This is a genomic window from Streptomyces sp. NPDC040405 (assembly GCF_055595765.1).
The window spans coordinates 1,580,802-1,594,054 of sequence record NZ_JBVIVI010000001.1; the positions used below are offsets into that span (position 1 = coordinate 1,580,802).

A 13,253-nucleotide genomic window follows, 5' to 3' on the forward strand; every position below is an offset into this window, starting at 1 on the left:
CGGAGTGGCGCCGCAGATCGCATCTCCTTCAGCGCCCTCCCACCACGTCTCCCTCCCCCCCCCCCCCTCCCCCTTCCCCCCCCCCCCCTCCCCCCCCCCCCCCCCCGGGACGGTGGGATCAGGCCCGGCGGAAGCTCAGGGTTTCGCCCAGGGCGCCTGCGCGCCAGAGGTCCTGGCAGGCGTCGGCCATGCGGTCGAGGCCGTCGACCACCGAGCCCCAGACGATGCCCGGGACCCAGCCCGCGTCACCGTTGATGAGCAGGTTGTTCCGCTCGTAGAACAGCGCCAGGTCGACCACTTGGCGCTTGCCCTGGTGCTTGGCCTGGGACTCGTAGCCGTAGGACTTCGTGCCGAGCTGGGTGTCGGAGAAGGTGAAGTAACACAGGTCCCCGGGGATGGGCGTGATCGTGGGGTTCTCCAGCGGTGGCTCCTCGGGGGCGAAGGGTGACAGCAGCGCGTAGATCTCGTTCCGCGCGTACTTGGCGTGATATACGTCACCCCCGAGCGGCAGCGCGTTCCAGACCGCCTCGCAGGTGATCGGTGCGCGGTCGTCGAGGAGTTTCGCGGTGCAGGTCACTCCGCGCTTTTCGAGCGAGACCTCGATGAACCGGTCGGCTCGGTCAACCATCGACATTCCTCCAGGTCGCTTCGGAACCAGTCTTTACCAGTCCTACCCCAGGGGACACGCTCAGCATCGTCTGTATCAAGGGCTGGAAACGACCGGCATATATTTCGTGGGTTCGGGTAGCCGCGCGCCCATGGCTCCACCACGTGGGAAAGACATCGATAGCAGAGCAAAAGGGGCATCCCGTCGATCGCTTCTGGTCGGCGGCGCGGCTCTTGGCCTGCTGGGCGCGGTCGGCTGTAGCCGGGTGTCCAGCACGGACGCCAGGGACGGGGGCAATCTGCTGGAGCGCCTGCGGGCGCAGGGTACGGTCCGACTGGGAATTGCGGGGGAGATCCCATTCGGCTATATCGACAAGAATGGCGACTTCACCGGTGAGGCGCCGGAGATCGCGAAGGTCATCTTCAAGCGGCTGGGGGTGGACAAGGTCCAGCCGGTGCCGACCGAGTTCGGCTCCCTGATTCCGGGACTCCGTTCGCAGCAGTTCGACGTGGTCTCCGCGGGGATGTACATCAACCCCGAACGCTGCGCCCAGGTGATCTTTTCCGACCCGGACTACCGCATGCGGGACGCGTTCATCGTCCGCAAGGGCAATCCGAAAAATCTGCACAATTACGACGACATCGTCAAACAGAAGGCCAAAATGGCCACCGGTACGGCTTATGCCGAGATCGATTACGCCAAGAACGCCGGGGTCAAGGAGAGCGACATGCTGATCCTCCCGGACCAGCTGGCCGGTCTGCTGGCGGTGGAGCAGGGCCGGGCCGATGTGTTCGCGGGCACGACCGTGACCGTGCACAACGTGGTCAAGCAGCGGAACAGCAAGCGGGCCGAGGCGACCGAGCCGTTCCAGGCCATGCTCGACGGCAAGCCGGACATCGGGGCGGGCGGCTTCGCCTTCCGGCCGGAGGAGACCAAGCTCCGCGATGCCTTCAACGTCGAGCTGCACAAGATGAAGAAGAGCGGTGAGCTGTTGCGCATCGTGCGGCCCTTCGGTTTCACCGAGGGCGAGATGACTGATCTGACCGCCGAGGAGCTGTGCAAATGACGGCCGGGCTGTGGGAACACTGGCTTCTTCCGGGCGTCTGGATCACGATCCAGCTGACCCTGTTCAGCGCGGTCTTCGCCCTTGTCGTCGCCTTCGGCATCGGCATGGCGCGCACCTCGCGGTCGCGGTTCGTCCGCTTCCTCACCGCCGCCTATGTGGAGATCTTCCGCGGTACGTCGGCCCTGGTGCTGATGTTCTGGCTGGCGTTCGTGATGCCGCTGGCCTTCGGCTGGCAGCTGTTCCCGATGTGGGCGGCGGTGCTGGCCATCGGGCTGAACTACGGGGCGTACGGCTCCGAGATCGTCCGCGGCGCGATCGCCTCCGTGGCGCCCGCGCAGCGCGAGGCGGCCATCGCGCTCAGCTTCACCCCGGCGCAGCGGATGCGGCGGGTGATCCTGCCGCAGGCGGTCCCCGAGATGATCCCGCCGTTCAACAATCTGCTGATCGAGATCCTGAAGGCGACGGCGCTGGTCTCAGCCGTGAACGTCGCCGACATCACCTTCGCCGCCCAGCTCTCCCGGCTGGCGACGGGTGAGAGTGCGCAGATCTACTCGATCATCCTGGTCCTCTACTTCGTCCTGGCGTTCATCCTGACCCGGCTGATGCGGCTGCTGGAGCGGCGCGCCAAGGCGAACATCGGTCAGGCGCCGGCGAAGGGCTCGCTGGTCACGCGCAAGCTGATCGGCAAGCAGGAGACCGAGCAGTCGCGCAACATCGTCGTCGGAGGAGGTGCCCAGTGAAGTGGGACTGGGACGTGGCCAAGGACTTCCTCCCGCAGCTGGGCCACGGGCTGCTGATCACGCTGGAGGCCACCGCCCTCGGCTCGATCCTGGCGTTCGCGCTGGGGCTGGTGTGGGCGATGGCGTTCCGCTCGCCGAGCCGCTTCGTACGCTGGCCGGTGGGGGCGGTGACGGAGTTCATCCGCAACACCCCGCTGCTGGTGCAGCTGTTCTTCTTCTTCTATGTGCTGCCCACCTGGGACATCAAGTTCTCGGCGCTGACCACCGGTGTGATCGCGCTCGGGCTGCACTACTCGACGTACACCGCCGAGGTCTACCGGGCCGGTATCGACGGGGTCCCGGTGGGCCAGTGGGAGGCGGCCACCGCGCTCAGCCTCTCCCGGGGCCGCACCTGGCTGGCGGTGATCCTTCCGCAGGCGATCCGCCGCGTGGTGCCCGCCCTCGGCAACTACGTCATCGCGATGCTCAAGGACTCCCCGATGCTCGCGCTGATCGGCGTCGTCGACATGCTGCAGAAGGCGCGGGGCGAGGCCTCGTCGTCCTTCCACTACATCGAGCCGTTCACGATGGTCGGCATCGCCTTCATTCTCATCGCCTATCCGGCATCTCTTCTCATGCGAGCCCTGGAGCGTCGTCTTGGCCACTGAAACCGACCACACGAATCCTGCCGTGGACGGCAGTGAACTGATCCGCTTCGACAAGGTGACCAAGCGCTTCGGCAGCAATACGGTCCTGGACGACCTCGACTTCTCGGTCTCCTCCGGGAAGCACGTCACCCTCATCGGCCCGTCCGGCTCCGGCAAGACCACGATCCTGCGGCTGCTGATGACGCTGCTCAAGCCCGACGAGGGCACGATCAAGGTCGACGGGGACTACCTCACCCACGAGGACCGGGGCGGCCAGCTGGTCCCGGCGGGCGAGAAGCACACCCGTGAGGTGCGCAAGAAGATCGGCATGGTCTTCCAGCAGTTCAACCTCTTCCCCAACATGCGGGTGCTGCGGAACATCACCGAGGCCCCGGTGCACGTCCTGGGCCTGGACAAGGACGAGGCCGAGACGCGGGCGCGGGAGCTGCTCGACCTCGTCGGCCTCGGCGACAAGTGCGACATGTATCCGACGCAGCTGTCCGGCGGACAGCAGCAGCGGGTGGCGATCGCCCGCGCGCTGGCGATGCGGCCGCAGGTGATGCTGCTGGACGAGGTGACCTCGGCGCTCGACCCGGAGCTGGTGGCCGGCGTGCTGGACGTCCTGCGGGACATCGCCCATACGACGGACATCACCATGCTGTGTGTGACGCACGAGATGAACTTCGCGCGGGACATCTCCGACGACGTGCTGATGTTCGACGCGGGCCGGGTCATCGAGTCCGGCCCGCCAGAGAAGATCTTCTCGGAGCCGGAGCACGAGCGGACCCGGGAGTTCCTCAGCGCCGTGCTGTAACCCGGGGCCGAATCCCCTGCAGCCCCCGACCCGAGGGGGCGAGGTGGGCGGCTTGACGACGGCATATGCCATCGCTCAACTTCCGCTCCATTTCGCCCCCTTGAGGGCTATCGTGGTACGAAACCGCCTCCTGCGGAGGCCGTCCGGGCTACCCCACGGCCGTGACCCGCAGCGACGGCGATGACGCAAGCGGTCACCACCTGCGAGAGGGGACGCCGTGGTGCTGGGGCCCGAGCCGATCGCACCGCTCCGCTCGGTGCGGCACGCCCTGCGCATCCTGGAGGTCGTCGCCCGGCACTCCAGCGGGGTGAGCCACGCCGGGATAGCCCGCGAGACCCGGCTGCCGAGCGAGCGGCTCACCGAGCTGCTGCGGATGCTGCGCCGCGAGGGGTACGTCGAGCAGATCGCCGACGGGGCGTACATCGGCGGCGCCTCCCTCACCCTGCTGGACACCGGCCTCCCGGGGCGCGGGCAGGCCGTCGAGGACAAGCTGCAGAAGTCGCTCGGCGCGCTCCGTGACTCTGTGGGCGCGGCGGTCTACTTCAGCCGCTACGTGGACGGCGAAGTCAAGATCACGCAGTATGCGGACAGCCCGCATACGCCCAAGGTCAACGAGTGGGTCGACTTCCGCTCCGCCGCCCATGCGATGGCCGTCGGAAAGTGCCTGCTCACCCAGCTCGACCACGATGGCCGCCGCGACCACCTCGCCCGCCACAAAACGGTCCGCCTCACCTCGCGCACGACGACCAGCGAGAAGGTGCTCTTCCGCAAGCTGGACAGCCAGCCGCCCACCGTGCCCGTGCTCGACCTCCAGGAGTACGCCGTGGGCACGGTCTGCGCGGCCGTACCCGTCACGGCGGGGCACACGGTCGGCTGCCTGGCCCTCTCCCTCCCCCTGGAGCGCGCGCACCGGCTGCGGCAGGCCGCCTATCTGCTCAACCGCGAGGCGGCGCCGATGCTGCTCTCGCTGACCATCTGATGTTGGTCAAAAGCACCCTCCCGGACCAGGTAGTATTTACTTCGTCAGCACGCGCCGCTAGCTCAGTTGGTTAGAGCAGCTGACTCTTAATCAGCGGGTCCGGGGTTCGAGTCCCTGGCGGCGCACCACTGATCGACTGAATGGCCCGGTTGTTCTCGGCTTCGAGAGCACCGGGCCATTCAGCTTGTGCGGCCCTTTACCTCCAGCGTGCCCAGCAGCTCCCCGGTGGCGGCGGCGATCGCCTCGACCGCCTTGTCGAAGGCCGCGGCGTTGTGCGGGGCGGGCTGGCGGAAGCCGCTGATCTTGCGCACGTACTGCAGCGCGGCGGCGCGCATGTCCTCGTCGGTGACGGATTCGGCATACGGCGGGCGGAGCGTCTTGATGGATCTGCACATACCCACGACGGTACGCCGCCGGTCCGACAACGCGGCCGGTCGCGAGGGAGCGCGGGTCAGAGGCGGCAGCTGATCTCCATGCCGTCCTCGACGGGGAACGTCACGCCCCGGTAGCCGTTCGCGGGGTCGCGTACGTAGTCGAGATACGGCTTCAGGAGACCTTCGCCCTGGTCGACGTCGTCGGCCACGACGAGGGCGCCGGGCCGCAGGCGCGGTTCGAGCATCCGCAGCACGGGCAGGCACAGGTCCTTCCAGCCGTCGAGCAGGACGATGTCCAGCGGGCCTTCGACGTCGGCGAGGGTCTCCCGGGCGTCGCCTTCGAGCACGGTGATCACGTCGTCCAGCCCGGTCTCGGCGAAGGTCCGGCGGGCCGCGGCGATCTTCTCCTTGCTCATTTCGGTGGTGATGACGCGCCCGGTGCCGTTGTCCCGTACGGCGGCGGCCAGATGGAGCGCGGAGATCCCGAAGGACATGCCGAACTCCACGACCGTGGCGGGGCGGACGGCGCGCACCAGGTTGTAGAGCAGCTTCCCGCCCTCGGCGGATATCGGCATGTAGATCCCGGCCGCGGCGTCGGCCAGCTCCTGCGGGGCCAGCGACTCGATCGCGCCGGGCGGCAGCGACGCGCGGGCGGTGGTTTCGTCCTGCTCGGCCAGCTCGAACAGGCGGCTGAGGGCGGCTTCGACCCGGGGGTCGGCAAGGGTGTCGGTGTGTGTCATGACGGCTAGAGTAGACGCGACGTTGAGTCTTGTCTAGGAGGCCGAAACGGCTATGCTGCTCCAGGGAGGCGAGATGGCACGCGCGACACACACCGCCGAGGCGGACAGCACTAGCCGGACGGCACCGCGCCACCACGGCAACCGGCACGGGCGCAGCGAGCAGGCCCGGCTGGCGGTGCTGGAAGCGGCCGACGACCTGCTGGTGGAGAAGGGCTTCGCGGGCGTCACGATGGAGGGCATCGCCACCCGGGCGGGGGTCGCCAAACAGACCATCTACCGCTGGTGGAGCACCAAGACCGACGTCCTCATGGACGCCTTCCTCCTTGACGTGGCCGAGGACCTCACCCAGCCGGACTCCGGTGAGATCGCCGTCGACCTGCGCGCCTATCTGCGCCAACTGGCCTGGTTCCTCAGCGCCTCCGACTCCGGCGCCGTCTTCAGGGCCCTGATCGCCCAGTCCCAGCACGACCCGGAGTTCGCCCGGGACTTCCGCGCCCGGTACCTGGACGAGCAGCGCCACCGCGACCGCGCCCCGCTGGAACGCGCCGTGGAGCGGGGAGAGTTGCCGCCCGGCCTGGACCTGGCAGCCGAGATCGACCAGCTCATGGGCCCCGTCTACTACCGGGTGCTGGTGACCGCCGAGCCCGTAGGCGAGGAGTTCACCGACCGTCTGGTCGATGCCTTTCTACGGCGTCACGGGCTGGGGTAGGGGGCGTCCAGCACGAAGGCGCGCATCAGGGTGGCCAGCCGGTGCGGCTGGTCCACCGGGATCAGGGTGTAGCTGTCGGGGATCTCCACGTGGCGGCCCTGGGGCAGCAGGGCAGCCAGGCGGAGGCCGTGTTCCGGGGGCATCACGCGGTCCTCGGACGCCCAGGCCACCAGGGCGGGGCGGTCGAAGGTGCGGAGTCGTTCGGCCCAGTGCAGCAGTTCCGTGGCGGGCGGTACGCCGAGTACGTACTTCCGCAGGTCGTGACGGATGGCCGGGGACGTCCACAGGGGCCGGAACCAGGCGTCCATGAGCTCCGGCGGCACCGGGCGTTTGGTCATCCAGCCCCAGGTCATCGGCAGCCGCCGCAAGGGACGCAGCTTGAGCAGGGTGAAGGCGGTGCGCAGCCCGCCCGGGAGGCGGGCGGAGGTGTGCAGGTTCTTGCCCGGCAGGCCCGGCGGGAAGTTCTCGAACGCCTCGCACGAGGTGATGACCAGCCGCCCGATCCGCTCGTCGCGGCCGTCGGCGACGAGGGCCTGGGCGCCGCCCCAGTCGTTCATCGCGAGGGTGACGTCGGTGAGGTCAAGCCGCTCCAGGAACTCGGCGACCAGCCGGGCCACGCCGAGGACGGACAGATCGGCGTCGGGGCGCATGGGGCGGCGGTGGCCGCCCAGCGGCAGAGTGGGGACGACGCAGCGGATGCCGGGGCGGAGCCCGGCGACCACCTCGCGCCACAGCGAGCCGTCCATGGCGACACCGTGCAGCAGAACGGCGACCGGCCCCTCGCCCCCGGTGTCCTCGTACTCGATGGTGCCTGCGGAGAGTTCCACCTCGTCACGATGCGACATATGTCCGAAGGTACCCGACCCGTCACCCCAGCCGTAGACCGCTGAAGGTCACGGCCGGGGCGGCGTCGGCGCGGACGGCGACGGCGGCCTGGTAGCCGGGCGGGGCGGGCAGGTCGGTCAGGGCCCAGCCGGGCGGGGTGGCCGCGTCGGCAGGGGCCGGGGCGCCGAACTCCTCCGCGAGGCCGACGTAATGGGTGCGGAGCCCGCCCGGCAGCCCGGTTCCGATGCCCTTCAGATACGCCTCCTTGCGCACCCAGCAGCTCATGAACGCGCGCGCCCGCCGCTCCTCGTCCGGCAGCGCCGCGATGGCCGCGCGCTCGCCTGGGTGCAGCTGGCCGATCAGGCCGTCGAGCCGGTCGCCGGTGCGCCGGGGGTCGCGTTCCTCGATGTCGGCGCCGATGGGCGCGCCGCCCGACACCGCGCACAGCGCGGCGTCCCCGGAGTGGGAGAGTGAGAAGGCCAGGGTGCCGTCCCCGGCGACGGCGGGGCGGCCGTGCGGCTTGTCGCAGTCCGGCATGCCGCAGGTTTCGCGGGTGAACTCGATGTCCGCCGGGTCCGTCCCCAGATATCCGCCGAGCACGGTCCGCAGCCCCACATGCGAGGTGATGTAGCGCTCGCGCCCCGTCTCCTGCCGCATCCGCGCGGCGCGCTCGCGCTCGCCCGCGTCCAGCAGCCGGTCCGCGACCGCGGCGGCAGCGGCGGCCGACGGCGGGATCCGCAGCAGCCATACGGCGACCTCGCCGGGGCCGGGGCGGTCCTCGGGGCGGGGCGGCCCGGCGAGCGGACCCCAACCGTCAGCGGGCCGGGGGTCGGAGGGCCGGGAGTCGGAGACCGGGGCGGGGTCGACCGGGGCAGAGGCGACCGGGCGTATGAGCGGCACTGTTCCGTTACCTCCGTTGGAGTTCATCCGTGTCCGCCGTCCGGCGTCCGTCCATCGACGACCGTACCCGCCCGTCGCACCGGCAACGCCCGTGCCGCGACGCGACGTTGCCGTACGGGAACGCCCGGTGACTTCGGACACGTTCCGTTCCCGGCCGACCCGGCCACCCGGTGACACCACTACGATCGCGCACGACCGGGCACGATCTGTGATGGGGGTTTGCGATATGGCGACGGGATTCCTGACGAAGGCGGCCTCCGCGGCGACTCTCCCGGTGGCTCCCCTCTACGGCGCCTTCCTCTCGTACTTCATCTACCACCCGCCCCGGCGGCCGCATCACAAAAAGCCCGAGGACCTGGGCCTGACCAGCACCGATGTCCAGGTGCCGCTGAACGGGAAGCCGCGCGGGCTGCATGTGTGGCTCTGCCCGGGCGATACGGCCCGGGTGGTGGTGCTGGGGCACGGCCTGGGGCTGAGCAAGTCGGCGAGCCTGGCCCAGGCGGCGATGCTGAACCGGGCGGGCTACACGGTCGCCCTGTTCGACCACCGCAACCACGGCAAGAGCGTCTCGGACCCGGCGTGCTGGGGCATGAGCGACCGTCACACCGATGACGTGGTGGCGGTCATCAAGTATCTGCGCAAGAAGGAGGAGTACGCGGCGGCGCGCTTCGCCGTCTACGGCTTCTCCATCTCCGCCTTCCCCTCCTTCTATCTGCTGGGGCGGGCGGAGGACTGCCCGGTCGACGCGGTGATCTGCGACAGCGGCCCGGCTCTCGAACTGTCCCCGCTGTTCCGCAACTTCGTCGCGGCCGACGGGCTGCCGATCCCCGGCCCGCTGCGCACCGGGGTCTCCCGGAAGGCCCTGGAGACGGTCGCCGCGTCGGCGGCCCTGGCGATGCTGCGGGTGCAGTGGCCGCCGACGGCGGAGGGGGCGTACGAGCGGACGCCGATGCTCTTCCTGGCCGGTGAGCGCGACACGATGATCCCGGCCGCGGGGGTGCGGGCGCTGGGCGAGCGCTACCCGCTGGCCGAGGTGCACACGCTGCCGGACACCGACCATCTGCAGGGCATCAAGACCCAGCCGGACGTGTACGCGGACACGGTGCTGGGCTTCCTGGAACGGACGCTCAAGGACTGAGGCGCCCGGACATCGGCAGGCCCCTCCCCCGTAGGACGCGTAGGACGGGGTGGGGCCTGCCGAGGGGTGGCGCGGGGTCCGGCGTCAGTCCTTGACCTCGCAGATCACGGCGCCGGAGCTGACCGAGGCGCCGACGTCCGCGTTGAGGTTCTTCACGATCCCGGCGCGGTGGGCGTTGAGGGGCTGTTCCATCTTCATGGCTTCGAGGACGACGATGAGGTCGCCTTCGGCCACGGTGTCGCCTTCGGCGACGGCGACCTTGACGATGGTGCCCTGCATCGGGGAGGCCAGGGCGTCGCCGGAGGCGGCGGAGCCGCCCTTCTTGACGGCCTTGCGCTTGGGCTTCTTCGACGCGGCGGCCGGGGCCGCGGCCATTCCGAGGGAGGCGGGCAGGGAGACTTCCAGCCGCTTGCCGCCGACCTCGACCACCACGGTCTCGCGCGCGCCGGTGTCCTCGTCCTCGTCGGTGGCGGCGGGGGCGGCGGCGTAGGGGGCGATGGTGTTGGTGAACTCGGTCTCGATCCAGCGGGTGTGGATCGTGAACGGGTCGCTGGTGAAGGCCGGATCGGCGACCACGGCGCGGTGGAAGGGGATGGCGGTGGCCATGCCCTCGACCTGGAACTCCGCCAGCGCGCGAGCCGCCCGCTGGAGGGCCTGGGTACGGGTGGCGCCGGTGATGATCAGCTTGGCCAGCAGCGAGTCCCACGCCGGACCGATGACGCTGCCGGACTCCACGCCCGCGTCCAGCCGGACGCCGGGGCCGGTCGGCGGGTCGAAGGTGGTGACGGTGCCGGGGGCGGGGAGGAAGTTGCGGCCCGGGTCCTCGCCGTTGATGCGGAACTCGAAGGAGTGGCCGCGGATCTGCGGGTCGTCGTAGCCCAGGGCCTCGCCGTCGGCGATACGGAACATCTCGCGGACGAGGTCGATGCCGGTGACCTCCTCCGTGACCGGGTGCTCGACCTGGAGACGGGTGTTGACCTCAAGGAACGAGATCGTGCCGTCCGTCCCGACCAGGAACTCCACCGTCCCCGCGCCGACGTACCCGGCTTCCTTGAGGATGGCTTTCGAGGCGCGGTACAGGTCGGCGTTCTGCTCGTCGGTCAGGAACGGCGCGGGCGCCTCTTCCACGAGCTTCTGGTGGCGTCGCTGGAGGGAGCAGTCGCGGGTGGAGACGACGACCACGTTGCCGTGGGTGTCGGCCAGGCACTGGGTCTCCACATGCCGCGGCTTGTCCAAGTAGCGCTCGACGAAGCACTCACCGCGCCCGAAGGCGGCGACCGCCTCGCGGACGGCGGAGTCGTACAGCTCGGGGACTTCCTCCATCGTGCGGGCGACCTTCAGACCGCGTCCGCCGCCGCCGAAGGCGGCCTTGATCGCGATCGGCAGCCCGTGCTCCTGCGCGAAGGCCACGACCTCGTCCGAGCCGCTCACGGGGTCGGGGGTGCCCGCGACGAGGGGGGCTCCGGCGCGCTGGGCGATGTGGCGGGCGGCGACCTTGTCGCCCAGGTCGCGGATGGCCTGCGGGGGCGGGCCGATCCAGGTCAGCCCGGCGTCGAGGACGGCCTGGGCGAATTCGGCGTTCTCCGAGAGGAAGCCGTAGCCGGGGTGGACGGCGTCCGCGCCGGACTCGGCGGCCGCGGCCAGGACCTTGGCCTGGTCCAGATAGCTGGCCGCCGGGGTGTCACCGCCCAGCGCATAGCCCTCGTCCGCCGCGCGCACATGAACGGCGTCCCGGTCCGGATCGGCGTAGACGGCTACGCTCGCGATCCCGGCATCCCGGCAGGCACGGGCAACACGGACAGCGATCTCGCCACGATTGGCGATGAGCACCTTCTGCATGCTCTCTCTTCCCTCTTCAGAAGTTACCGTCCGGCGAGGACGGTCACGTTGCTACCCCAGGGCCCGCTTGAGGAAATCCAGTACCACGCTCGCGTAGCCTTCAGGATCGGATTGCAGCCCGAGCAGATGCTCGGCTCCCGGGAGGACGTGCGTCTCGGCCTGCGCATAGCGCTCGGCCAGCGCGTCCACCGAGGAGGGCGGCACGATCGCATCGTGCTCGCCCGACATGAACAGCAGTGGGATCTTGGCGAACTTGCCGGTCGCGGGCGGTGGCCATTGGGCGCGCAGCATCGCGGGCCCCAGGGCGCACAGGGCCCGGGTCACCACGGAACGGGACGGCTCGCCGCTCAGCGCGGGGGGCATCGGCAGCGCCTCCGCCTCCAGATACTTGCGCAGCAGCGGCGGTACGTCGTGCCCCGGGCCGCTGTCGCACACCAGCGCGTCGAACTCGAACCCGTCGTGGGTCAGCGCCCACATCGCCGAGAAACAGGAGAAGGAGAAACCGTAGACGGCGATGCGCGCCGTCGCGTACCCCTGCTTGCCGCGCAGCCAGGACACCACGGAGGTGACATCGCTCGCGAACCGGTCACCGAGCCCGAACAGCGCCCGGTCGTCGCTACTGGCCCCGTGGTTGCGGTGGTCGAACAGGCAGACCGTGTACCCGGCGTCATGCAGGAACTTGGCGTGGCCGAGGCTGTGGTGCTTGCCCGCGCCCATGCTGTGCCCGAGCACCACCACCTTCTCCGTGGAGCCGGGGCAGAGCCAGGCGTGCACCCGTTTCCGGCGGCCGAACGGGATCTCCAGATCGACGCAGGGCAGCCCGTGGTCCCGGGGATGCTCCCGCTGGGTCCGGTCGCGCGGATGGAAGGCGAGATACGCCAGCTGGGCCCCGTACAGCGGGGCTATCGGCAGCGCCGCGACCGAGAGGGCGCGGGACCCCAGCGAGGGTGGCCGCACCGGCGTCCGGGGTGGCTCGGGCATCGGCGTCCTCCGTGAGGGGGTGGAGTGTCCGTCGGCGGTCAGGGCGGTCTCGTCTCGGTCGGTGCCGTGCGGTGGGGCAGCGGGGGCGGGTACGTAAGGATGACGGCTACGAGGGGGTACGGGCGGTCACCCGCACCCCCCGGCGTGGCCCTGGTCGCCGGACCGGGCGGCCACGAAGTCCGCGTCGCCCGGTGGTCCGGAAGTGGGGGGAACGGTGGGCGGCGCGGAGCAGGAGCGGACCGCCCCGGCGAACGCCGGGAGCCGGTCCACGCCCCAGTACTTGTCGTAGCCGAGGGTGAAGAACGGCACGCCGAATGCCCCGTCCTCGCTGAGGTCCAGCAGCGCCCGGAGCCCGCGCCCGGCGCGCAGCTCCGGGTCGTCGGCGGCGGTGGCCATCCGGTCCGCGTCGGCGAGCGGAAGGCCCAGGTCGGTGGCGAGGTCCGCGATGACCTCGCGGTCGCAGACGTCCCGGCCCTCCTGCCAGCGGGCCCGGTGGACCCGCTCGATGTACGCAGGGCCGAATCCCGCGTCCAGCGCGGGAAAATACGCCAGATGCGGTACCTCCCAGACCGGGTCCCGGTCCACCGGCCAGGTGACGGCGAGCCCGCGGTCGGCGGTCAGTCGGCGCACGTCCTGAAGGATATAGAGGTGCTTGTCGCGTGACATCGTCGTGTACGGAAATGACCGCCGGTGCTCGGCCATACGGCGCTCGCCGTCCGCGTCCGGCTCCCACCAGGGGCGCCATTCCGCCACCTGTGCGACATCCGGAAAGCGGTCCATCAGATCACGGTAGGCGATCCAGCTGTACGGGCTGCGGAAATTGAAATAGAAGCGCGGCACCCTGCCGCGGCCGCCTCTGCTGCGCCTGGCCGTCATGTCCGTCCCCCTTCACCGGGACCGCTCGGATCGCTCCGA

The 13,253-nt window shown here is 70.1% G+C and carries 15 protein-coding genes and 1 tRNA gene; 8 read left to right on the forward strand and 8 right to left on the reverse strand.

What is annotated here, in order from left to right:
- Positions 1 to 118: 118 nt before the first annotated feature.
- A complete protein-coding gene (locus ACZ59A_RS06320; RefSeq protein ID WP_468052268.1) occupies positions 119 to 628 on the reverse strand; it encodes a DUF3830 family protein in 510 nt (169 codons plus the stop codon).
- A gap of 130 nt (positions 629 to 758) precedes the next feature.
- On the opposite strand from ACZ59A_RS06320, the gene ehuB reads away from it, so the two are divergent.
- The 6 genes from ehuB to ACZ59A_RS06350 all read left to right on the forward strand — a co-directional run bounded on the left by ehuB (position 759) and on the right by ACZ59A_RS06350 (position 4,960).
- Positions 759 to 1,673, forward strand: a complete 915-nt coding sequence (gene ehuB, locus ACZ59A_RS06325) for an ectoine/hydroxyectoine ABC transporter substrate-binding protein EhuB (RefSeq protein WP_468052498.1) — start codon at positions 759 to 761, stop codon at positions 1,671 to 1,673.
- On the forward strand, positions 1,670 to 2,413 hold the full coding sequence (gene ehuC, locus ACZ59A_RS06330) for an ectoine/hydroxyectoine ABC transporter permease subunit EhuC (RefSeq protein WP_470954198.1): 744 nt from the start codon (positions 1,670 to 1,672) through the stop codon (positions 2,411 to 2,413). Before ehuB ends, ehuC begins: the two co-directional genes overlap by 4 nt.
- Positions 2,410 to 3,060, forward strand: coding sequence for an ectoine/hydroxyectoine ABC transporter permease subunit EhuD (gene ehuD / locus ACZ59A_RS06335; RefSeq protein ID WP_468052264.1), 651 nt, complete (start codon positions 2,410 to 2,412; stop codon positions 3,058 to 3,060). Before ehuC ends, ehuD begins: the two co-directional genes overlap by 4 nt.
- A 22-nt stretch (positions 3,061 to 3,082) precedes the next feature.
- Positions 3,083 to 3,853 (forward strand): ectoine/hydroxyectoine ABC transporter ATP-binding protein EhuA, encoded by a 771-nt coding sequence (gene ehuA, locus ACZ59A_RS06340; RefSeq protein ID WP_468052262.1) that lies wholly within the window; start codon positions 3,083 to 3,085, stop codon positions 3,851 to 3,853.
- 217 nt (positions 3,854 to 4,070) lie between these two features.
- Complete coding sequence (locus ACZ59A_RS06345; RefSeq protein ID WP_470954202.1) at positions 4,071 to 4,832, forward strand: IclR family transcriptional regulator domain-containing protein; 762 nt, start codon at positions 4,071 to 4,073, stop codon at positions 4,830 to 4,832.
- Between the two features lie 51 nt (positions 4,833 to 4,883).
- Positions 4,884 to 4,960 (forward strand) — tRNA-Lys (locus tag ACZ59A_RS06350).
- A 51-nt stretch (positions 4,961 to 5,011) separates the two neighbouring features.
- Here the strand turns inward: ACZ59A_RS06350 and ACZ59A_RS06355 are convergent.
- Complete coding sequence (locus tag ACZ59A_RS06355; protein ID WP_470954205.1) at positions 5,012 to 5,227, reverse strand: DUF2277 domain-containing protein; 216 nt, start codon at positions 5,225 to 5,227, stop codon at positions 5,012 to 5,014.
- Between the two features lie 56 nt (positions 5,228 to 5,283).
- The gene (locus ACZ59A_RS06360) at positions 5,284 to 5,946 is read right to left on the reverse strand and encodes an O-methyltransferase (RefSeq protein WP_470954208.1); all 663 of its coding nucleotides are present in this window, start codon (positions 5,944 to 5,946) and stop codon (positions 5,284 to 5,286) included.
- 73 nt (positions 5,947 to 6,019) lie between these two features.
- Here ACZ59A_RS06360 and ACZ59A_RS06365 point away from each other — a divergent pair, with 73 nt between their 5' ends.
- Positions 6,020 to 6,655 carry a TetR/AcrR family transcriptional regulator gene (locus ACZ59A_RS06365; RefSeq protein WP_470954211.1) on the forward strand — a complete coding sequence of 212 codons (636 nt, stop codon included), beginning with the start codon at positions 6,020 to 6,022 and terminating at the stop codon, positions 6,653 to 6,655.
- Here the strand turns inward: ACZ59A_RS06365 and ACZ59A_RS06370 are convergent.
- Both ACZ59A_RS06370 and ACZ59A_RS06375 read right to left on the reverse strand, forming a co-directional pair.
- On the reverse strand, positions 6,640 to 7,500 hold the full coding sequence (locus tag ACZ59A_RS06370) for an alpha/beta fold hydrolase (protein ID WP_470954214.1): 861 nt from the start codon (positions 7,498 to 7,500) through the stop codon (positions 6,640 to 6,642). The genes ACZ59A_RS06365 and ACZ59A_RS06370 overlap by 16 nt on opposite strands.
- Before the next feature lie 22 nt (positions 7,501 to 7,522).
- Entirely contained in the window at positions 7,523 to 8,380 is an 858-nt protein-coding gene (locus tag ACZ59A_RS06375) for a 4'-phosphopantetheinyl transferase family protein (RefSeq protein ID WP_470954217.1), read from the reverse strand.
- A gap of 226 nt (positions 8,381 to 8,606) precedes the next feature.
- Between ACZ59A_RS06375 and ACZ59A_RS06380 the strand changes: the two genes are divergently transcribed.
- On the forward strand, positions 8,607 to 9,518 hold the full coding sequence (locus tag ACZ59A_RS06380; RefSeq protein ID WP_470954220.1) for an alpha/beta hydrolase: 912 nt from the start codon (positions 8,607 to 8,609) through the stop codon (positions 9,516 to 9,518).
- An 84-nt stretch (positions 9,519 to 9,602) separates the two neighbouring features.
- Here ACZ59A_RS06380 and ACZ59A_RS06385 read toward each other — a convergent pair whose 3' ends face one another.
- The 3 genes from ACZ59A_RS06385 to ACZ59A_RS06395 all read right to left on the reverse strand — a co-directional run bounded on the left by ACZ59A_RS06385 (position 9,603) and on the right by ACZ59A_RS06395 (position 13,214).
- Positions 9,603 to 11,357 (reverse strand): acetyl/propionyl/methylcrotonyl-CoA carboxylase subunit alpha, encoded by a 1,755-nt coding sequence (locus ACZ59A_RS06385; RefSeq protein ID WP_470954222.1) that lies wholly within the window; start codon positions 11,355 to 11,357, stop codon positions 9,603 to 9,605.
- A 51-nt stretch (positions 11,358 to 11,408) separates the two neighbouring features.
- On the reverse strand, positions 11,409 to 12,338 hold the full coding sequence (locus ACZ59A_RS06390) for an alpha/beta hydrolase family protein (protein WP_470954225.1): 930 nt from the start codon (positions 12,336 to 12,338) through the stop codon (positions 11,409 to 11,411).
- Between the two features lie 126 nt (positions 12,339 to 12,464).
- Positions 12,465 to 13,214, reverse strand: coding sequence for a DsbA family protein (locus ACZ59A_RS06395; protein ID WP_470954228.1), 750 nt, complete (start codon positions 13,212 to 13,214; stop codon positions 12,465 to 12,467).
- Between the last annotated feature and the right edge of the window lie 39 nt (positions 13,215 to 13,253).